Below are 19,934 nucleotides of genomic sequence, written 5' to 3'. Positions count from 1 at the left end.
CCAACTCCCGCCCCCGGCACCGGAAAACGGCCCCTCAGGCAAGCACAGCCGGACGGAAGGCGGAAGACGCCCGACTACTCGGGGCTCTCCAGGAACTCCAGCAGATCGGTCAGCGGGAGCGGCTTCGCGAGATGGGCGTCGAAACCGGCCGCCCGGGACAGCGTTCGGTCGGTGCCCTGGCTGAAGCCGGAGACCGCGATCAGGCGCGGCCGGGTGCCGTGCGGGCGGGCGCGTACCGTACGGGCTACCGTGTAGCCGTCGGTGTCGGGCAGGCCCAGGTCGCACAGGACCACGTCGAAGACGTCGGACTCGGTCGCGGTGAGCGCGTCCGCGCCGGTGTGCACGGCGGTGACGTGGTGACCTTGGCGCTCCAGGAGGGTGCGGTAGGTCGCGGCCAGGTCGGTGTTGTCTTCGACGATCAGGATGGCCAGTTGGCGCCGGGGGCGAGGCGATGCGGAGGGTCGTGGCGGCTGCGGCGCCTCCTCGTCCGCCCGGGGCAGGAGGACCGTGAACGTTGCCCCCTTGCCGGGGCCTTCGCTGTGGGCGGTGATCCGGCCGCCGTGCAGGTCGACCACCGTGCGGGCGACCGCGAGCCCCAGGCCGAGGCCCTCGGGTGTGTTGGGGCCCGCCGGGGCCGCGCGGGTGAACACCCCGAACAGGTCCTCTGCCTGGGCGGGTTCGAAACCGATGCCGTCGTCCTGGACCGTGAGCCGGGCCCGGCCCTCGTCGATCGCGAGGCGGACCTCCGTATGCCCGCCGGGCGGGGTGTACTTGAGCGCGTTGGACAGCAGGTTCGTCAGTACCTGCGCCAGCCGCAGCCGGTCCCCGTCGACCACAACGGGCTTGTCCGGCAGGGTGACTTGGAGTGTGCGCTCCTCGTGTCCGAAGAGGTTCCGGATGTCGGCGCACGCCGCCTCGGCCACGGTCCGCACGTCTACCCGCTCGGGCACCAGGTCCAGGCGTCCGGTCAACGCCCTTGTCCCGTCGAGGAGATCGTTGCTCATCCGGACCAGCGTGCCCAACTGCCGTTCCAGGACGGACAGTGCGGGACGGCCGGCGTCCGGCAGGTCCAGCGCGAGCAACTCCACGGCCGCGGTGGCGGCGGCGAGCGGGTTGCGCAGCTCGTGCGAGAGCGTGGCGATGAAGCGGTCCTTGGCCCGCTGCTCCTCCCGCAACTGCCGCCCCGCAGCGTCGAGTTCGGCGTTCGCGCGGCTCAACTGGTCGTTGACCTCGCGGATCTCCCGGGCCCGGACGAACAGGTCGATCTCCATGCCCTCGGCCCGCATCTGCGCCTCGGCTGCCGCGCGTTCCTGCTCCCGGCCGACGTGGCGCAGATGCACGAAGTCGGTGACGTCCTCCACCCGGTGGATGATGTGCGTGACGCGTCCTTCGGCGTCCAGGACAGGGGAGTTGACGGGACTCCAGTACCGCTCGTCGAAGGTGCCCGCCTCGCCGCCGGGGATGTCGTAGCGCTGCAGGGCCATCGTGTCCTTGCGGCCCGTCGCCACCACCGACTCCAGCGAGCGGCGCAGATTGGCGACCCCGTCGGCCGAGGGGTCGTCCGGGTTGTCGGGGAAGACGTCGAAGATGCGGTGCCCGACAATCGTGCGTTCCGTACGGGTGGCGGTGAGGTACGCGCGGTTGACTTCGACGATGGTGAAGTCGGGACTGAGGATCAGGAGCGGGGACAGCGACGCGTCGAAGAGCAGCCGGAAGTCCGGGGCGGCGAGGGGCGGCATGGCGACTCTCAGGGGTCGAGGCGGTAGCCGTACCCGCGGACCGTGGTGATCCGGGGTGCGGGCGTGGGGAGTGCCGCGAGCTTGCCGCGCAGGCGGTACACGTGCTCGATCACGGTCGCGGGCTGCTGCCAGGAGGCACCCCAGATCCGCTCCAGCACCTGCTCCGTGGAGAACACCCGGCCGGGCGCCTCCCCGAGCATCTCCAACAGGGCGTACTCCTTGGGCCGTAGCGTCAGGAGGACGCCGTCGGCAGACGCCTGGCGGGCCGCCGTGTCGATCCGCAGCGAGCCGATCTGGAGGACCGCCGGCATCTCCGGCGGCTGCGATCTGCGCAGCACTGCTCGGATGCGGGCCACCAACTCCCGTTGGGAGAACGGCTTGACCAGGTAGTCGTCGGCGCCGATCTCCAGTCCCGCCACCCGGTCGGCCTCGGCGCCGCGCCCGGTGACCACGATGACCGGGAGGCGGCTGGTGGAGCGCAGTGCCCGCAGGAGTTCGAGGCCGCTGCCGTCCGGGAGGCCCAGATCGAGTACGGCGAGATCGACGCGGCTCTCGTAGAGGACGGACTTGCCGGCTCGGGCGTCCATGGCCCAGGTGACGGTGAATCCCTCGCGTTCCAGATAGGAACGGCACATCAGTGCGAAATCGGGTTCGTCCTCGATCAGGGCGAGGTGCGGACGCATTCCGGATCACCTGGCCCAACTGCTGCCCGCTCGTTGTGTCGCTGATGAGCGGGCGTTGATGCCCCGACCATGTGGCGAAGGTAGAACAGTTGGTACCCACGGTTCAAGGGGGAGCCGCTCGGGGGGAGTTCCGGCGCGGGCTCGTGCGGTGCGGGGATGTCGAAGCCGCCGCACGGACCCGCGCCGGATCGCGCGCCCGCGCGCGAAAGGCACGGAACGGGGACGGAACACCTTGCGCGAGAACAGCCTGTTGTCCGAGAACGACCTGTTGCACGCCACAAACCTGGAGCCGGTGCCCACCCCGGCCTGGCCCGCGCCCGGCCAACACGCCCTGCTGGGCGCGCGGGACGGCCTGCTGGTCGTCGACCTGCACGGCGACCTCGACCTCGCGACCGCCGGCCCGCTGCGCGAGTGGCTGGACTCCGTCGTCGCCGTGCGCGCGCCCGCGTACGTCGTCGATCTGCGCCGCACCACGTTCATCGACTCCACCGGCCTCAACCTGGTCCTGCGCTTCCGCCGCCGGGTGCGGGAGTTCGAGGCGGGGTTCGCCGTGGTGTGCGCCCCGCGCACCGTGCGCCTGTTGCGGGCGCACGGCACGCTGGACGTACTGGACCCGGTGCCCGGCCTCCCGGAGGCGGCCTCCATGATCGCCGGGCGCTGAGACTCGGACCCGGTCGGCCGCGATCAGCGGATACGGGAAACTGCCGTTGCGGTAGGCGTCCGGGAACCCCCGTGCGCCGCCTACCTGCTGAGGTCGTTCACCAGAACCGCGGCCCCGTCGAAGCGACCGGCCTTCAGATCCGTCAGCGCGTCCGAGGCCCGCGAGAGCGGATAGGTGTGCGTGGTCGCGCGCACGTCGTGCCGGGCGGCCAGATCGAGGAACTCCCGTGCGTCCGCACGGGTGTTGGAGGTGACGCTGCGCAACTCCCGTTCGTAGAACAGCTCGTGCTCGTAGTTCAGGGGCGGTGTGTCGCTGAGGTGGATGCCGGCGATCGCGAGGACGCCGCCCCGGTCGAGCGCCCGCAGCGCCACCGGGACGAGATCGCCGACCGGCGCGAACAGGATCGCGCTGTCGAGCGGCTCCGGCGGCGCCTCGTACGCGTCACGCGCCGAGGCCGCCCCCAGCTCCAGCGCGAGCCGCCGCGCAGCCCGGCCCCGGGTCAGCACATGCACGGTGGCCCCCTCGGCCAGTGCCACCTGGGCGCACAGATGGGCGCTGCCCCCGAAGCCGTAGAGACCGAGCCGACCGCCCGGTGGCAGCGCGGCCCGGCGCAGGGCACGGTAGCCGATGATCCCGGCGCACAGCAGGGGCGCCAGGGCGACGTCGTCGAGGTCGGCGGGGAGTCGGTGGGCGAACGCGGCCGGTACGGTCGTGTACTCCGCGTAGCCGCCGTCCGCGTCCCAGCCGGTGTACTCGGAGCGCGGGCACAGATTCTCGGCCCCGCGCAGGCAGTACACGCAGGTGCCGTCGGTGTGCCGCAGCCACGCGACGCCCACCCGGTCGCCGACCGTGAAGCCACTCACCGCCGCCCCGAACCCCGCCACTACGCCGACGACCTCGTGCCCCGGAGTCACCCCGGGCCGGTGCACCGGCAGATCCCCCTCGGTGACATGCAGATCGGTCCGGCACACCCCGCACGCGCGCACGTGCACGAGGAGTTCGTCATCCCCAGGCACGGGCACCGGCTTCTCCACGAGCTGGAGTGAGCCTCCCTCGACGGGCCCCGGCTCGGTCACGGCCCACGCGCGCATCGTCGTCGTATCCGCCATACGTCCAGTGTGGAACGGACCTCGGCGTTCGGCGCGCGCCCCGCTCCCCGGGTGACTAGCGTGAGAAACCGGACGACACCCCACCAATCGGAGAGGGCCGCAGCCATGGCCGTACAACCTGAGGGAACGCCCTGTTGGGCCGACGCGATGTTCAGCGACGTCGAGGGAGCGAAGAGCTTCTACGGCGACGTCCTCGGCTGGACCTTCGGCGACGCGTCGTCGGAGTACGGCAACTACACCCAGGCCTACGTCGACTGAAAGGCCGTGGCGGCGGTCGTACCGCCGATGCCCGGAGCGGAGGGGCAGTCGCAGTGGTGCCTCTACTTGGCGTCACCGGACGCGGCGGCCACGGCGGCGAAGGTCCGGGAGAACGGCGGGCAGGTGCTGATGGAGCCGATGCAGGTCGGCGACTTCGGCACGATGTGCCTGGCCAGTGAGCCCAGCGGCGCGGTCTTCGGTATCTGGCAGGGCGGCACCCACGAGGGCTTCGAGGCCTCGGGCGTGCCCGGTGCCTACGCCTGGGCCGAGGTCTTCACCCGCGAACCGGAGAAGGCGGACGGGTTCTTCCCGGCGGTCTTCTCGTACTCGGCACAGCAGGTGGAGGACGACAACGTCGACTTCCGCGTCTACAACCTCGGTGAGAACACGGTCCTGGGCCGGATGAAGATGGGCGAGGAGTTCCCGCCCGAGGTGCCGTCGTACGTCAACGTCTACTTCACCGTCGACAACTGCGACGACGCCATCGCCAAGGCCACCAAGCTCGGTGCCGTGCTGCGCTTCGGTCCCATGGACAGCCCCTTCGGACGGTTCGCGGCGCTGAGCGACCCGCAGGGCGCCTCGTTCTCGGTGATCGACATGACCACGACGCAGGGCGAGATGCCGTCGATGACGGACGTCTAGCCGAGCGGGCCGTTCGTCAACTGCCGTCGCCCGCCCACCAGGCGGGCGCGCAGGCGACGGCCGCGTCGACCATGTCGTCCTTCGTGACGGCGGGGTCCTTCAGCCATGCCCTGATGGCTCCCGCGAAGCCGTGCGCCATGAACTGCGCGATCATCCGCCGGTTGGCCTCGGGCAGCCCCGGGTGGTCGCCGTCGGCCATGAAGGTCAGGGCGTAGTCGCTGAAGTGGCGCACGAGCGCGTCGTAGACACCGCTGTCGGCGGAGTCGTCGAGGGCGTGCCGGTAGATCGGCAGGTACCGCTCGACGTGGTCGGCCACCTCCGCCGTGGACATCCGCAGCAGTTCGTGGGCCGAGTACCCGCCCTGTGCACGGTGTTCGGCCTCGCGGCGGTGGCCGCGCTCCAGGTCGTCGTGGAGCACCTGGATGAGCAGGTCCAGCGGGGAGTTGCAGCGGTTGTAGAACGTGGCGCGGGTGACCCCGGCGCGGTCGGCCAGTTCGCCGATGGTGATCTGTGAGACGGGCCGTCGGCCGGCCAGGTCGACGATGGCCTCCTCGAAGGCACGGGTCGTGCGGGTGATGCGTGGATCGATCCGGTTGCTCAGGGCTCCGCCCTCCTGGGGTTGTCGTTGCACCCTGCCATGGCGAGTGATTGTATACATGTGTCAAATAGTGCGGCGAAAGGGAAAGCCATGGCCTCGCACACCGAGATCTCACCCCGGGAAGCCGCCGACCGACTCGCCATCCGCGAGCTGATCGACGCCTACGCGCACTGCGCGGACCGGCGGGACGCCAAGGGCCAGATGAGCCTGTTCACCGAGGACACCCGCTTCCTGGTGTTCATGGACGCCACCGCCGCCGAGCCGACACAGACCCTGCACGGGCGCGAGTCCCTGGCCCCGGTGTTCGACAACCTCAACGTCTACCGGGCCACCACCCACTTCAACGGCCAGAGCACCATTTCCATGGACGGCGACGACCGGGCGACCGGCGAGAGCTACTGCCTGGCCCATCACATCGGGGTCGACGAATCCGGGCAGCGCACGCTGATGATCGCCTCCATCCGCTACCTCGACGAATTCACCAAGCGCGACGGCGACTGGTACTTCGCCGAACGCCGGCTGATGGTCGACTGGACCGAGACGCGGCCCTCGACGCCCTGACGCCGGTGTGCGGTCATGTGGCCGGTTCTTCCTGGTAGTTGGCCACGCGGTTGGCCACGGCGACTCCCCAGGGGATGCCGAAGAGCAGGACGAGGGCCAGGCCGAGGACGAGGGGAGCCGGGCGCAGGGCGCCGACGCCCACGCAGAGGAGGGCCATGGCGACACAGGTGCGGGCCAGGGGGCGGTAGAGCCCGAGGTTCTCGTTCCAGTGGCGCAGGGATGCCGCGAGCACCATCGTCGCGCAGAGTACGACGGCCGCGCCCCCGCAGAGCACCCAGGCCGTGGCGGCAGGGGTCCGGCTGTCGTGGGCGTGCTCGACGAGGCCGACCATCGCGGCGCCCATGGCGGCCACCGCGGCCGTGATCGGCAGATGGACCATCATCCACCGCAGGGCACACGCGCGCGTGGGCCTCGGCAGCCGGTGTCCCGCGAAGTCGAAGTAGGTCCACCACGCGCCGAATCCGACGACCACGGCGACGAGCCCGACGGCGAGGGTGAGCGCGTTGGTCGGCTCGTGGGCCAGTCCGTCGACCACTCCGGTCACGTTCTCGCCGAGCACGATGATGATGAACAGCCCGAACCGTTCGGTGAGCGCGGCGGTCACGCTGAGCGCCACCACCTCTTCCGGAATGGCTCGGGCGATGACGAACACGAACCCCGCCAGGTAGCCGACGGCCAGCACACCCCAGGTCAGCACGCGGGCGTCGGCGGGCAGCGCCGCGCTCGCGGCCAGCACGACCGCACAGGCGGCGGTCCCCGCCACGTACAGCACGCTGGGGCGCCGGAACTCGGGGGTGTCACTGCGCGAGGCGAGCAGCCACAACAGCGCCAGGACCGCGAACAGCACCCCCGCGTCCACGGCGAACGCGGTTCCGCGCTCGGCGCCCGCCTCGGGGATGAACGCGCCCAGCGGGACGAGCACGAGGATCTGCAGCAGGAACATGCTCCGGCCGCGGGCATCCTCGTGCCCGTGCAGTTCGTGGTGCAGGCTGCCGTTGAACCAGGCGATCCACACCAGCGCGAACACCGCGGCGAACAGGCCCAGTCCGTGCCAGTCGAGCTCCCCGGACAGATGGTGGGCGGCCTGCGCGACCAGCACGACCACAACGAGGTCGTAGAAGAGTTCCAGCGGCCCGACCACGCGCTCGCGCGGCTGCTCCCCATGGGGACGTGGCGGTCGCCACAAGTGGCGGCGCACCCGGGCCCATTGCTCTTGTCGCGTGGTCATGCGCGCAGCGTAGAGGGCCGGCGGAGGAGATCTTCGGATACGGTCCACGGCCGGGCCGCGTTCTCCCGGTCCAGGGAGAAGAGGTGACCGATGGAGCCCTGCCCTGCTCGCCGGGCGGGAGCTCGCCCGGGGTGTCGCGGAGCCCGTCGCGCGGTCATGGCATGATCGGGCGCATGCGTGAACGTGTGGTGGCCGCGTGCGACGGGGCTTCGAAAGGGAATCCCGGGCCGGCCGCCTGGGCGTGGGTCGTCTCGGACGACAAGGAGAGCCCGGCCCGCTGGGAGGCGGGACCGCTCGGCAAGGCCACCAACAACGTCGCCGAACTCACCGCGCTGGAGCGCCTGTTGACGGCGATCGCACCGGACGTACCGCTGGAGATCCGGATGGACTCGCAGTACGCCATGAAGGCGGTCACCACCTGGCTGCCGGGCTGGAAGCGCAACGGCTGGAAGACGTCGGGCGGAAAGCCGGTCGCCAACCAGGAGTTGGTCGTCCGTATCGACGAACTCCTCGGCGGCCGCTCGGTCGAGTTCCGTTACGTCCCCGCCCACCAGGTCGACGGCGACCCGCTGAACGACTTCGCCGACCGCGCGGCCAGCCAGGCGGCCATCGTCCAGGAACCCGCGGGCAGCGACCTCGGCTCCCCGGAACCGCCCCCCTCGCCCGACACCCCGAAGAAGCCCGCCCGCGCGGGTGGCGCCAAGTCGCCCCGGAAGAGCACGAGTTCGGCCTCCCGCACCATCAAGGCCAAGTTCCCCGGCCGCTGCCTGTGCGGTCGCGCCTACGCGGCCGGCGAGCCCATCACCAAGAACCCCAAGGGCTGGGGCCACCCGGAGTGCGCCACGGCCGAGGCGTAAGCCTCTCGCCTGCCCGACGCGTCCCATCGGCCTTCGAGTCCCGAGGCCGATGGGACTTTCTTGTGTCTCCAGCCTGCTACTCTGCGGTTCCACTTGACCACTTTGAGTAATCCCCAGGGGTGTGCGCGTGAAGGTCGCCTGTGTCGGAGGCGGGCCCGCCGGTCTGTATCTCTCGATCCTGCTGAAGCGTCAGGACCCGTCCCACGACATCACCGTCTACGAGCGCAACGCCGAGGGCTCGACCTACGGCTGGGGCGTGACGTACTGGCGTGGTCTGCTCGACCAACTCCGGGAGTACGACCCGGAGTCCGCGCAGGCCGTCGACGAGCACTCGGTGCGCTGGAGCGACGGCGTCGCCCGCATCCGGGACCTGACGACCACTCAACCCGGGGACGAGGGCCACGGCATCGGCCGCCACCGACTCCTCAAGATCCTCGCCGAACGGGCCCGAACTCTGGGCGTACGGCTGGAGTTTGAGTGCGAGGTGACTGCCGACGACCTCCCCGACGCCGATCTGATCGTGGCCGCCGACGGCGTCAACAGCGCGCTGCGCACCCGGCACGCCGACCACTTCGGCGCCGAACTCAAGCCCGGCCTCAACCAGTACATCTGGCTCGGCACCAGCAAGGTCTTCGGCTCCTTCACCTTCGCCTTCGTGGAGACCGACCACGGCTGGATCTGGTGCTACGGCTACGCGTTCGGCCCCGAGGGCAGCACCTGTGTCATCGAGTGCGCACCCGAGACCTGGACCGGGCTCGGCCTCGACACCGCGGCCGAGGCCGACGGACTCGCCCTGCTGGAGAAGCTCTTCGCCGACCTCCTCGACGGCCACTCACTGATCGGCCGCGCCTCCGCCGACGGCAGCGCCCAGTGGCTCAACTTCCGCACTCTCACCAACCGCACCTGGCACCGCGACAACCTCGTCCTGCTCGGCGACGCCGCCCACACCACCCACTACTCCATCGGCGCCGGCACCACCCTCGCCCTGGAGGACGCCATCGCGCTCGCGGACGCCCTGCGCGAGCACACCGAACTGCCGCAGGCCCTCGCCGCCTACGAACAGCGGCGTAGGTCCGCCCTGTTGTCCATCCAGAGCGCGGCCCGCTACAGCGCCCAGTGGTACGAGAACCTGCAGCGCTACATCCACCTGCCCCCGCACCGCATGTTCGCCCTGCTCGGCCAGCGCCACTCGCCCCTGCTGCCGTACGTCCCGCCGCAGGTGTACTACGGCCTCGACAAGGCGGCCGGACGGCTGGAGGCGCTGCGCCGGTTCAAGCGGTGGCTCGGCCCCAAGGTCGCGCGGACCGTGCACGCGCGGGCGCTCGCCTCCCGCAAGTAGGGCACCCTCCGGGAGCGGTTCGGCTTCCGCGAGCGGCCTGGGAAGGTTGGGTGAATGACTATTCACCAGTTAGGGTGAATAGTCATTCACCTCCTTTTTCATGCCAGCTGGAGTGCCCATGGGCCAGCCCGTCCCGATACCCGACCCGTCCGGCAGCCTCGCCGGGCGGAGCCCCTTGCGGGACCGGTTCACCGTTCCGGTGCTGGCGTTCGGCGGGATCCTCATGGCGGTCATGCAGACCGTGGTCGTCCCGCTGCTGCCGTCCCTGCCCCGGCTGACGCACTCCTCCCCGGGCGCGGTGTCCTGGATGGTCACCGCGACCCTGCTCTCCGGCGCGGTCCTCACCCCCGTGCTCGGCCGGGCCGGCGACATGTACGGCAAGCGGCGGGTCCTGACCGGCGCCCTGAGCCTGATGACCGTCGGCTCGGTCATGTGCGCCCTGTCCTCCGACATCCGCGTCCTGATCTTCGCCCGCGCCCTGCAAGGCGCCGCCGCAGCCGTCGTACCCCTGTCGATCAGCATCCTGCGCGACGAACTGCCCCCGGAGCGCCGGGGCAGCGCCGTGGCGTTCATGAGCTCCACGGTCGGTATCGGCGCCGCGCTCGGACTGCCGCTCGCGGCGCTGATCGTGCAGTACGCCAACTGGCACGTCATGTTCTGGGCGACCAGCGCGCTCGGCGCGATCGGTGTGTGGGGGATCTGGTGGGCGGTGCGCGAGTCGCCCGTCCGGGAGCCGGGCCGCTTCGACGTGCTCGGCGCGCTGGGACTGGCCGTAGGACTGGTGTGTCTGCTGCTCGGGGTGTCGCAGGGCGGTCAGTGGGGATGGGGGAGTCCGCGGATCCTGGGGCTGTTCCTCGCCACGGTCGTCGTGTTCGGCCTGTGGTGGTGGCAGCAGCTGCGTACCGAACTCCCGCTGGTGGACCTGCGGTTGGTGTCCCGGCCCCGGGTGGGTCTGTCCCATGTGGCGGCCCTGCTGACCGGCTTCGCGTTCTACGCCAACTCCCTCGTCACCGCCCAACTGGTGCAGGCACCCAAGGCGACCGGGTACGGGCTCGGGCTGTCCATCGTCCAGACCGGGCTGTGCCTGCTGCCCGGCGGCATCACCATGCTGCTGCTCTCACCCGTCTCCGCCCGCATCTCGGCGGCCCGCGGCCCGCGCATCACGCTCGCCCTCGGCGCCGTGATCATCGCGCTCGGCTATGTGGTGCGCATCGCCGACAGCCGTGACCTGTGGACGATCATCCTGGGCGCGACGATCGTGGCCAGCGGCACCACCTTCGCCTACTCGGCGCTGCCCACGCTCATCCTGCGCGCCGTCCCGGCCGGCCAGACCGCGTCCGCGAACGGCGTCAACGTCCTGATGCGCACCATCGGCCAGGCCGTCTCCAGCGCCGTGGTGGCCGCCGTGCTGGTGCACCACACCAGCCTGGTCGGCGGGCTCCCGCTGCCCACGCTGCACGGTTACCTGATGGCGTTCGGCATCGCGGGCGTGATCGCCCTGGTGGCCAGCGCGGCGGCACTGACCATCCCGGGCGACCCCGCTCCGGACGACACTCGGCGCGCCGGGGACCGTACGGAGGGCGCGCGGGACGAGGCGCTGGAGGGAGCATGAGTGCCGTGAGCACCACTCCACCCACCACGCCACCCACCGCGTCCCCGCCCGCACGCCGGGACGCCGAGGCGACCAAGGCGGCCATCCTCAGGGCCGCCCGCTATCTCCTCGCGCGGAACGCGCACGCCGACATCACCCTCAAGGCCGTCGCCGAACGCGCCGGTGTCAGCGCGCCGTTGATCCTCAAGTACTTCGGCAACAAGGACGCCCTCTTCGCCCGCGTCATGTCCTTCGAGACCGACGCCGAGGACCTCCTCGACGCCCCGCTCGACGGACTCGGCCGCCACATGGTCCGGCACGTCCTGGTCAGCCAGCGCGAGCGGGGCGCCGACCCGCTGCTGCGGATCGCGTTCGCGCCCCTCCAGGGCGACCACGGCGACATCCTGCGCGTCAACTTCCGCGCCCACGTGGTCGACCGCCTCGCCGCCCGCCTCCCCGGTCCCGACGCCGGCCTGCGCGCCGAACTCGCCGTGGCGACCCTCCTCGGCCTCGGCGTCATGTACGGCATCGCCCGCGGCACCGAACTGCGAGCGACCGCGGTCGACACCATCGTGGACCGCTACGGACCCACTGTGCAGGCCCAGTTGACGCCCTAGGCGTAGCGGCGCGCCTTGCGGTACTGCCGGGCCAGGACCCGCAGCGTGGCCAACGTCGCGGGACCCGTGTCGTGCAGCAGAACCCGGCCCCCTTCGCGTCGCACCGCGCCGAGCCGCAGTTCCTGGACGGCGATCAACGCGTCGAGGAACGGCCGGTGTTCCGCCGCGACGAGAGCGGGAAGCGTACGGCAGCCGGCGAGCGTGGTCTCCGCGAGGTCGGCCTGTGCCCGGACCACGTGGTCCAACGCCGGTACGCACGCCGGTGACTTGCTGCGCAGGTCCTCGAACTTCAGTCCGTGCCGGGCGAGTTCGTCCCGTGGGATACCGATGCGGTCGTTGTCGGCGTCCTCGCAGAGGTCGGCGAGGAAGTCACTGCGCTGCCAGCCCTCGATCAGATCCCGGCAGCCCTTGACGTACGACTCGTACGCGTCGGGGTCGGCCGGTGCGAGCAGCGACGCGGTCAGCAACAGGCCGGGCAGCGAGTAACCGTCCACGTACGCCTGGAAGTCGGCCTCCGTCTCGAAGCCGGTCCAACTCGCCTCGACGGGAGCGCCGTCGAGGAAGGCGCGCACCCGGGCGGCCATGTGCGGGCGACGACGCGCGGTGTCCCAGAGCGTCAACAGAGTGTCCTGGACGGGCGGTTCGCCGCTCTCCAGGGCCGCCGTGGTCTCGGCGTCCCAGGAGGCGAGGGCCGCCGTACGCGCGTCCACGTCACCGGTGTCGATCAGTTCGTCGGTCGCGTGCATGTAGGCCACCGCGGCGACGACCGGTGGATGCAGCTCCGCCGGCAGCAACAGCCGTACCGCCACGTACTCGTGCGGCGCGTACTTGCGGACGATCCCGCGCTGGGCATCGTAGGCGCGCCGCAGTCGCGGATCGGTGATGCCCGCCTTCGTCAGTGCGGTGGACCAACTGCTCACAACTCTCCCCAGCTCAAGGACCCGGAGACAGCCTAGCCAGCCCTAGCCGAACAGCCGGTCCAGGAAGGCGTTCCCGAACACCCCGTGCGGGTCCAGCCGGTCGAAGGTCCCCGCCGCCTGTCCCCACACCGACTCCCCGAACGAGCCCGGGATCGCCGTGCCCAGCACCTCCTCGTCACTCCACGCGGCCTCCTCCGTATAGGCCCAGCCCTTCGACCACTCGACCCGGGTCAGGGCATCGGTGCCGTCGTAGGAGCGGTACAGGAACTGCTCCAACTCCCGCAGGAATTCCTCCGCGTACGGCGTGCCGGGCAGGGTCAGGACGTCCAGCCAGACCGCCGTGTCCCACTCCGGGTGCTCGGTGCTCGGGCGCAGCGCGGACAGCAACGGGGCGCGGGCGCCCGCGAGTTCGGTGTCGGCGGGGTGGTCGAGGCCGGTGACCCGGATCTCGACGGTGCCGTTGACGGGGAAGCGGCCGAGTGCCGCGTAGGCGGTGAGCCGTTCCTGGTAGAAGTCCGTGAACTCGTGGACCACGCGCTGCACTTGGGCCCGCGAGGTGAGCACCGCGTAGCCGTTGGCGGTCTCACGCAGGGTCGTCGGCTTGATGTAGAGCAGCGTGTTCTTCGAAGGACCCCAGATGTCCGCCGACAGTGTTGTCGTCAACCCCAGTGCGGCGACGTCGAGTTGGGCGTTGCCCAGCACCGGCGCCAGATACCAGGCAGCATCCGACAGGATCCGCCCGACGAGATCCGCGATCAGTGTCGGCACGTTGTCGGAGAACGGGTAGTTGTACGGCGATGCGACGTGCCGCGAGGTCAGCGGCCGGGTCGGTGCGACGCTCCACACCTTCAGCCAGGGGAATTCGGTGAACGCGAACCAGATCGCCTCGGCCCGCCCCGCCTCGTCCAGGAAGCTCGCGAAGGTCCGCCCGCCGGAGCCGGGGGCCCCGAACAGCTCGGTCGCCGGAATGTCCGTACGGCTGACGCAGCGCAGGTTGGCGTTGGCCCCGACCCGCAGTACGACCTCGGTGACCAGTGCCCGCCCCAGATGCGTGAGCAGCGCCGCGCAGTCCGCCTCGTCGCGGGTATAGGTCCGCAGCACGTACGCGCCGGTCTCCGTGTCCCACACCACCGCCGTCAGCGACAGCACCAGATTGCTGAGCGACCCGAAGGTGTGCCCGGCGGTCCGCTCCTCGCCGTGCGCCGGTACGGCCGTGCCGTGCGCGTCGATGGCCAGGGCGCCGCCGAGCGTCAGATCGCCGGGTGCGGGGGAGGCGGTGAGACCGAGGCCGTGGCCCTCCAGGAAGGTGAGCAGGGCCTCCAGGGTGATCCCGGTGCCGGCCCGCACGGCCGAGGCGGGGTCCAGGGTCAGGCCGGTGAGGTGCGGGGCGGTGTCGACCAGCAGCACCGGCGCGTCGGACGTCGTACCGGACTCGATCGTCAGCGGTGACCAGCCGTGTGAGGAGCCGCGGGGGCGGACCCGCCAGCCGTGCTGCCAGGCCCAGTTGACGACGGACACCACCTGGTCGGCGTCGGTCGGCGCGCACGCCCACATGCCGTCGGCGGTGATCTCGCCGACCCAGTTCCGGTACGCCGAGCGGTAGAGGTCGACGTCGGCCGGGAAGCCGGGCAGCTCGGCCGACGCGACGGCGGGATCGGCCGTCAGGAGTACGGGTACGGCGGCCAGGGCCGCTGCCGAGAGGAGGAAGCCGCGACGGGTCCAGGGAGCGGAACTGCCGCTCCCCGATTGGAGGTTGTTCGCCACATGATCGGTCACGCGCACACGCTAAGTGCGCGTTGACACGAGTAGGCATCCTGTCGAACCGGTTCACTCGTGTGAGTGAAAGATTCACAGGTCGCGGCCCGGAGGAGCCCGATCCGCGCATGTCAGTGGCGGATGACAGACTGAGGGCATGGACGAACGTGTAATCGGCAGGTCGAATCAGCAGCTGTCCGTCGTCGGTCTCGGCACCTGGCAGCTGGGCGCCGACTGGGGAGACGTCGACGACAAGGAAGCCCTCGCGGTGCTGGAGGCGGCGGCGGAGTCGGGGGTGACCTTCTTCGACACGGCCGACGTGTACGGCGACGGGCGCAGCGAGCAGACCATCGCCACGTTTCTGAGCGGTCGGCCCGATCTGCATGTCCTGGTCGCGACGAAGATGGGCCGCCGCGTCGACCAGATCCCCGAGAACTACGTCCTCGACAACTTTCGCGCGTGGAACGACCGTTCGCGCCGCAACCTCGGCGTCGACCGCATCGACCTGGTGCAGCTGCACTGCCCGCCCACGGCGGTCTACTCCTCGGACGAGGTGTTCGACGCCCTCGACACCCTGGTCGCCGAGGAGCGCATCGCCCGGTACGGCGTCAGCGTCGAGACCTGCGAGGAAGCCCTCACCGCGATCGCCCGGCCGAACGTGACCAGCGTGCAGATCATCCTCAACGCGTTCCGCATGAAGCCCCTGCTCCAGGTGCTCCCGGCCGCCCAGGAGGCGGGCGTCGGCATCATCGCGCGCGTGCCGCTCGCGTCGGGCCTGCTGTCCGGCAAGTACACCAAGGACACGGTCTTCCCGGAGAACGATCACCGAACGTACAACCGGCACGGCGAGGCCTTCGACCAGGGCGAGACCTTCTCCGGCGTCGACTACGCGACGGGCGTCGAGGCCGCCGCCGAGTTCTCCGCGCTCGCCCCGGAGGGGTACACCCCGGCCCAGCTGGCCCTGCGCTGGATCATCGACCAGCCCGGCGTCACGTCGGTGATCCCCGGCGCCCGCTCACCCGAACAGGCCCGCGCCAACGCGGCGGCGGCCAAGCTGCCCGCCCTCTCCGAGGACACGCTCACCGCGATCCGGGACCTCTACGACCGCCGGATCAAGGACCAGGTGGAAAGCCGCTGGTAGGCCCCGGGCTCTGTTGGAACGGCCCTCCGTTTGAAAGGTCGGCGGTCCGGTTACACGGACCGCATGACCCAGGAGGAAGATCGACGGGCGGGGCGCGACGAGTCCGAGGACGAGCGGGCGGACCGGATGTGGGGCGAACTCATCCAGGAGGTCCGGGTCGCGCAGACCGGCGTACAGATCCTGTTCGGGTTCCTGCTCACCGTCGTCTTCACCCCGAAGTACGCGCAGCTGGAGCACGCGAACCAGGTTCTGTACATCGTGACCGTCGTCCTCGGCGCCACCGCCACCGGCGCCCTGATCGGCCCGGTGTCCCTGCACCGCCTGGTCTCCGGCCGGAGCGTGAAACCCCAGGCGGTGCGCTGGGCGTCCCGGCTGACCTTCGTCGGCCTCGTCCTGCTGCTAGCCACGATGACCGCCGCGCTGCTGTTGATCCTCCGGGTCGCCACCCACGACGCCTATGTGCCCTGGTTGGTCGCGGGGGTCGTCAGCTGGTACCTGCTGTGCTGGTTCGTACTGCCCATGTGGGCCCGGCACCGGCATACGACCCGATGACCCCGAGCCTCGCCAGCTGCCGGTCGTGGACGCGGCTGAGCAGCAGCACCGAGACCGTGGCCCCGATCAGCGCGCAGAACATGTCCCACTGCGTGTCCCACACGTCCCCCTGAGTGGCCAGGAACGCGTCCGCGCTGTGTCCGCCGATCACGGCCGCCGCCCACTCGAAGAGCTCGAACAGGGCGCTGAAGGCGAGACACGCGCACACGGTGAGCGGCGCCAGCCAGCGGCTGCCGCGCAGGGGTGAGGTGCGGGTGAGCAACTCCCGTACCAGGACCGCCGGTACGGAGCCCTGCATGAGGTGGCCGAGACGGTCGTAGGGATTGCGGCTGAGGCCGAAGGTGTCACGGACCCAGTCGCCCGCCGGTACCTCCGCGTACGTGTAGTGGCCGCCCACGGCGAGGACCAGCGCGTGCGCGGCGAGCAGACAGCACAGCAGGCCGGTCATCGGGAAGCGGCGCCAGGTCAGGACGATCACCGGGAGTCCGACGAAGACCCACACGGTCTCCAGGAACCACGTCGTGCGATCGTGCGGCTGCCAGGCGGAGAGGGCCATACCGACGACCACCAGCGCGACCATGGCGGCGGGCAGACGGCGCCGCGGTGCGGAGGGAAGAACGGACACGATGGGGCTCCCTTGTCGTGGGGAGCCCCATCGTGTCCGAAGGCCGAAGTCGCTACATGAGTACGGCTACTCAGCCGGAGTGGTGGTCTTGCGCAGCGCGTTGAGGCAGCTGTCGATGGCCTGCTGGAGCTCCTCCAGGCGCTGGACCATGTCGTCCTCGTAGAAGTCCTGGGCGTCGTCGAAGGTCAGCTCCTCGAACGCCTTCGTGGCCTTCTGCAGGCTGCTGTAGAACTTCGTCCGCTTCTCCTGGACGCGCAGTTCGGGGTCGGCCTCGACCGCCTCGACGACCAGGTTCTTCATCGTGTCGTAGGCCTCGGTGGCCCACCCGCCGGTGTCCTCGCCGTCCTCCAGCTCGTCGAGGAGCGAGAGGTGCCGCTCGGCCTCCTGGCGGAGGTCGACGGGTGCGTCGACGGTCTGGCCGGCGGGGGTCTTGATCTGGCCCGACTCGGCGATCTGGCGGACGTATCCGATCCGGTCCGCCGAGCGGCTCTCCGTCGCCACCGCCTTCTTCAGGTCGTCGGTGCGTACGACGTCCCGGGCCAGCTCGGACTGGAGCTCAGGGTCCTCGCGGACGCGGTCCAGGAGCGCCTGCCGGGCCGCCCGCGCGGTTGACGGGTCGGCGAGGATCGCGGCGCGCAGCGCGGTCGGGTTCTCCGCGACCTCCAGCGCCTTGGTGGGGCGGATGCCCTCGGCCTCGGCGGCCTCGGTGATGGCCGTGCCGCGCTCCGAGGTGGCGCTGGAACGGGAGACGTAGTAGTTCAACCACACGTCCGCGTCCGGGAGTTCGACCTCCTGGCCGGGGGCCAGCTCCTCGAAGTGCGGGACGAGACCGTCGTCCGCGGCCCGGTCCCAGGCCTTGTAGTAACGCATGACACGCTCGGGGGAGCAGTCGGCGAGTTCGGCGAACTCCTTCGCGGACACCTTGGACGTCTCGTCCGCGCTCTGCCCGCCGGGCCGGACGCTGCGCGCCACCTTGAGGCCGAACGCCCAGCCGCCGGTGCGGGCGTAGGCTCCGAACTCGTGCGCGTCCCGGGCGACGAGGCCGGTGTCGTCGAGGGCGGTGAAGGACGTCTCGGCCTGGTCGATCACTACGGTCAAGGCGGACTCTCCTGGGCTTGTGATGAGGCACGGTGCGAACAGGCAGCCTATATCCACCCATTGCCGCTGGTTTGAGCGCCCGGCCCTCGCGGCGCGGTCAGTGCCGTCAGTTCGATTCCCGCCGGAAGGTCTTGAAGAAGGTCTGCAACGCCTGGCGGTTGGCCGCGTCGTTCCATTCGTCGGCGGGCGTCGTCCACCGTAGCGAGAAACTGCGCCCGCCGCCGATCAGGAAACCGCGCCCGAGCGTGCGTATCCGGTCGTCGCCGGTGCCGGAGAACCACTCCAGGTCGGCAGCCTTGTCGCCCTGGTACGTGGTGGCTTGGATGTCGCCGATCTGCTGGAACCCCTCGGTCTGCTTCAGCCCCGGGAGGACGTCGTCCCGCCAGATGGCCACCGGGTCCGGGCCCGCCTGTGTGCTGTAGGTCACGGCCAGCGTGCGCGGCTCGTCCGTCGCGCCGAAGGTGACCCGGTAGGCGCCGGACACCTGCTGGGTATCGATCACCTTCCAGCCCTTGGGGAGCGCCACGGAGAAGCCCTGCGGCGCCTTGAACACGCGGAAGCCGGCCGGCAGCGCCGAGGCGGTGGGGGAGGGGGAGGGGGAGGGGGACGCGGTGACGGAGGGCGAGGCGGACGCGGAAGGGGACGGCGAGGCGGGGGACGTGGGCGACGGCGTGGCGGACGGGGAGTAGGCGTGGCCGTCGACGTTCTCGCCGGGGGTGCTGACCGAGGCGGACGCGGAGGGCAGGGGGGAGGGCTCGGACGTCGCTGAGGTCCGAGTGCCGGGCAGTTGGTGGGTGGCGGCCAGGACGGCGACCGTGACGGTGCCGACGGCGAGGGCGGTCCCGGCGGCCATGCCGCGGCCGCTCCAGGTGGTCCCCGCCCCGCGGAAGGAGTCGAAGGCCCGCCGCAGGCGGGGCAGCGGAACCGGCTCGCGGTCGGCGTACGGGTCGTCGTTGAGGATGCGGGTGAGGGACTCGCGGACCACCGGGCGGGTCAGCCGCTCCTGGGAGTTCTTGCGCAGCAGCCCCTGCACGACCTGTGCCAGCGGGCCGGCGCGTGACGGGCCGCGCATCGGGAGCCGGTCGACGCCCTTCAGGGTCGCCTCGGGTCGGCCCCGGTCGCGGAACGGCGGGTGTCCCTCGACCAGCGTGTAGAGGATCGCGCCCAGCGCCCACAAGTCGGCGGCGGGACCGATGCGTTCGTCCCGTGCCTGTTCCGGCGAGGCGTACGACGGTGCGGTGATCCGGGGGGCGAGGGTGGCGCCCGCGAGTCCGAAGCCGGTGAGGACGATCCCGCCCTGGTCGCGCACGAACACCTGGCCGGGGCTGAGTTCGCCGTGGGTGATGCCCTCGCTGTGCGCGGACTCCAGGATGTCGAGCAGTTCGAGCCCGATGCGGGCGGCCCGGACGTAGTGGAACGTGCCCTGCTGGGCGAGGAGTTGGCCGAGCGGGGTGCCGTCGATCCAGTCGGTGACGGTCCACAGCGTGCCGGCCTCCTCGACGGCGTCGACGACCGGTGCGACCCGGGTGGGGCAGAGCAGCACCATGACGTCGGTGGTGCGCCGGATGCCGGCGGTGATCCGGCCGGCGCTCTCCCCGTCCGGGGCGGCGGGGAGGGTCACCTGCGTGAGGAGGCAGGGGCGTTCGTCGATCATGTCCTCGCCGTACCAGGAGACACGGTTGGTCTCGCGGTGCGCGACCTCCATGGGCCGGTATCTGCCGGCGACCGACTCGTGTGCGGAGACGTGCGTCTCGACCATGGCCATCCCTCGCTGAACCCCTGGGTCTCACCTTTCACAGAAGTACGGTGGATGTGCCGGGCTGCGTTCAAAGGAAACCCAATTCCCCGGTGTTTCTTGCCTTTTATTCAACGGCGGCGAGCAGGTGTGCGAGAAAATCGAGTCGCGGGGAGGTCCCAGGTCGGCGCTCGTGTCCCGGGGCGGGTGAATTCGCCATGGGGG

At 70.8% G+C, this 19,934-nt stretch carries 18 protein-coding genes and 1 pseudogene; 9 read left to right on the top strand and 10 right to left on the bottom strand.

The features are described 5' to 3' along the window. Nucleotides 1-74: 74 nt before the first annotated feature. On the bottom strand, nt 75-1,739 hold the full coding sequence (locus SPR02S_RS11470) for a hybrid sensor histidine kinase/response regulator (protein ID WP_019057103.1): 1,665 nt from the start codon (nt 1,737-1,739) through the stop codon (nt 75-77). Nucleotides 1,740-1,747: 8 nt separating this feature from the next. Further along, nucleotides 1,748-2,422, bottom strand: coding sequence for a response regulator transcription factor (locus SPR02S_RS11465; RefSeq protein WP_019057102.1), 675 nt, complete (start codon nt 2,420-2,422; stop codon nt 1,748-1,750). 232 nt (nt 2,423-2,654) lie between these two features. Between SPR02S_RS11465 and SPR02S_RS11460 the strand changes: the two genes are divergently transcribed. Continuing rightward, nucleotides 2,655-3,083: an STAS domain-containing protein gene (locus tag SPR02S_RS11460; protein ID WP_019057101.1), complete on the top strand. Its 429-nt coding sequence runs from the start codon at nt 2,655-2,657 to the stop codon at nt 3,081-3,083. An 80-nt stretch (nt 3,084-3,163) separates the two neighbouring features. Here the strand turns inward: SPR02S_RS11460 and SPR02S_RS11455 are convergent, their stop codons facing one another. Further along, nucleotides 3,164-4,174 (bottom strand): zinc-binding alcohol dehydrogenase family protein, encoded by a 1,011-nt coding sequence (locus SPR02S_RS11455; protein WP_019057100.1) that lies wholly within the window; start codon nt 4,172-4,174, stop codon nt 3,164-3,166. A 123-nt stretch (nt 4,175-4,297) separates the two neighbouring features. Between SPR02S_RS11455 and SPR02S_RS55575 the strand changes: the two are divergent. Beyond that, a pseudogene (locus tag SPR02S_RS55575) lies at nt 4,298-5,092 on the top strand (VOC family protein). A gap of 16 nt (nt 5,093-5,108) precedes the next feature. Here the strand turns inward: SPR02S_RS55575 and SPR02S_RS11445 are convergent. Further along, nucleotides 5,109-5,723 (bottom strand): TetR/AcrR family transcriptional regulator, encoded by a 615-nt coding sequence (locus tag SPR02S_RS11445; protein ID WP_019057097.1) that lies wholly within the window; start codon nt 5,721-5,723, stop codon nt 5,109-5,111. 57 nt (nt 5,724-5,780) lie between these two features. On the opposite strand from SPR02S_RS11445, the gene SPR02S_RS11440 reads away from it, so the two are divergent. After that, entirely contained in the window at nt 5,781-6,251 is a 471-nt protein-coding gene (locus SPR02S_RS11440) for a nuclear transport factor 2 family protein (protein WP_019057096.1), read from the top strand. A gap of 13 nt (nt 6,252-6,264) precedes the next feature. Here SPR02S_RS11440 and SPR02S_RS11435 read toward each other — a convergent pair whose 3' ends face one another. Then, nucleotides 6,265-7,479 carry a low temperature requirement protein A gene (locus tag SPR02S_RS11435; protein WP_026150430.1) on the bottom strand — a complete coding sequence of 405 codons (1,215 nt, stop codon included), beginning with the start codon at nt 7,477-7,479 and terminating at the stop codon, nt 6,265-6,267. Nucleotides 7,480-7,640: 161 nt separating this feature from the next. On the opposite strand from SPR02S_RS11435, the gene SPR02S_RS11430 reads away from it, so the two are divergent. The 4 genes from SPR02S_RS11430 to SPR02S_RS11415 all read left to right on the top strand — a co-directional run bounded on the left by SPR02S_RS11430 (nt 7,641) and on the right by SPR02S_RS11415 (nt 11,883). Then, nucleotides 7,641-8,336 carry a ribonuclease H family protein gene (locus SPR02S_RS11430; RefSeq protein WP_019057094.1) on the top strand — a complete coding sequence of 232 codons (696 nt, stop codon included), beginning with the start codon at nt 7,641-7,643 and terminating at the stop codon, nt 8,334-8,336. A 127-nt stretch (nt 8,337-8,463) separates the two neighbouring features. Continuing rightward, complete coding sequence (locus SPR02S_RS11425; RefSeq protein ID WP_026150429.1) at nt 8,464-9,675, top strand: FAD-dependent monooxygenase; 1,212 nt, start codon at nt 8,464-8,466, stop codon at nt 9,673-9,675. Nucleotides 9,676-9,793: 118 nt separating this feature from the next. Continuing rightward, nucleotides 9,794-11,287: an MFS transporter gene (locus tag SPR02S_RS11420; protein ID WP_019057092.1), complete on the top strand. Its 1,494-nt coding sequence runs from the start codon at nt 9,794-9,796 to the stop codon at nt 11,285-11,287. Then, entirely contained in the window at nt 11,284-11,883 is a 600-nt protein-coding gene (locus SPR02S_RS11415) for a TetR/AcrR family transcriptional regulator (protein WP_019057091.1), read from the top strand. Before SPR02S_RS11420 ends, SPR02S_RS11415 begins: the two co-directional genes overlap by 4 nt. Here SPR02S_RS11415 and SPR02S_RS11410 read toward each other — a convergent pair. Together SPR02S_RS11410 and SPR02S_RS11405 are read right to left on the bottom strand one after the other, a co-directional pair. Next, the gene (locus SPR02S_RS11410) at nt 11,880-12,803 is read right to left on the bottom strand and encodes a phytoene/squalene synthase family protein (RefSeq protein ID WP_019057090.1); all 924 of its coding nucleotides are present in this window, start codon (nt 12,801-12,803) and stop codon (nt 11,880-11,882) included. The two genes, SPR02S_RS11415 and SPR02S_RS11410, sit on opposite strands and share 4 nt — an antisense overlap. Before the next feature lie 42 nt (nt 12,804-12,845). Beyond that, nucleotides 12,846-14,579 (bottom strand): cholesterol oxidase substrate-binding domain-containing protein, encoded by a 1,734-nt coding sequence (locus SPR02S_RS11405; protein ID WP_245607545.1) that lies wholly within the window; start codon nt 14,577-14,579, stop codon nt 12,846-12,848. A gap of 136 nt (nt 14,580-14,715) precedes the next feature. On the opposite strand from SPR02S_RS11405, the gene SPR02S_RS11400 reads away from it, so the two are divergent. After that, nucleotides 14,716-15,699 carry an aldo/keto reductase gene (locus SPR02S_RS11400; protein ID WP_019057088.1) on the top strand — a complete coding sequence of 328 codons (984 nt, stop codon included), beginning with the start codon at nt 14,716-14,718 and terminating at the stop codon, nt 15,697-15,699. 63 nt (nt 15,700-15,762) lie between these two features. Beyond that, a complete protein-coding gene (locus SPR02S_RS11395) occupies nt 15,763-16,251 on the top strand; it encodes a DUF6328 family protein (RefSeq protein ID WP_019057087.1) in 489 nt (162 codons plus the stop codon). On the opposite strand, the gene SPR02S_RS11390 is transcribed toward SPR02S_RS11395, so the two are convergent. From SPR02S_RS11390 to SPR02S_RS11380, 3 genes are all read right to left on the bottom strand, one after another. Then, entirely contained in the window at nt 16,184-16,831 is a 648-nt protein-coding gene (locus tag SPR02S_RS11390) for a DUF2238 domain-containing protein (RefSeq protein ID WP_245607550.1), read from the bottom strand. The two genes, SPR02S_RS11395 and SPR02S_RS11390, sit on opposite strands and share 68 nt — an antisense overlap. A gap of 111 nt (nt 16,832-16,942) precedes the next feature. Next, nucleotides 16,943-17,965 (bottom strand): hypothetical protein, encoded by a 1,023-nt coding sequence (locus tag SPR02S_RS11385; RefSeq protein ID WP_020684168.1) that lies wholly within the window; start codon nt 17,963-17,965, stop codon nt 16,943-16,945. 115 nt (nt 17,966-18,080) lie between these two features. Further along, nucleotides 18,081-19,739 carry a protein kinase domain-containing protein gene (locus SPR02S_RS11380; RefSeq protein ID WP_019057084.1) on the bottom strand — a complete coding sequence of 553 codons (1,659 nt, stop codon included), beginning with the start codon at nt 19,737-19,739 and terminating at the stop codon, nt 18,081-18,083. Nucleotides 19,740-19,934 lie beyond the last annotated feature (195 nt).

It is taken from the genome of Streptomyces prunicolor NBRC 13075, from assembly GCF_000367365.1.
Taxonomy (GTDB): Bacteria; Actinomycetota; Actinomycetes; order Streptomycetales; family Streptomycetaceae; genus Streptomyces; species Streptomyces prunicolor.
This window is presented reverse-complemented; position numbering and strand designations above follow the sequence as displayed.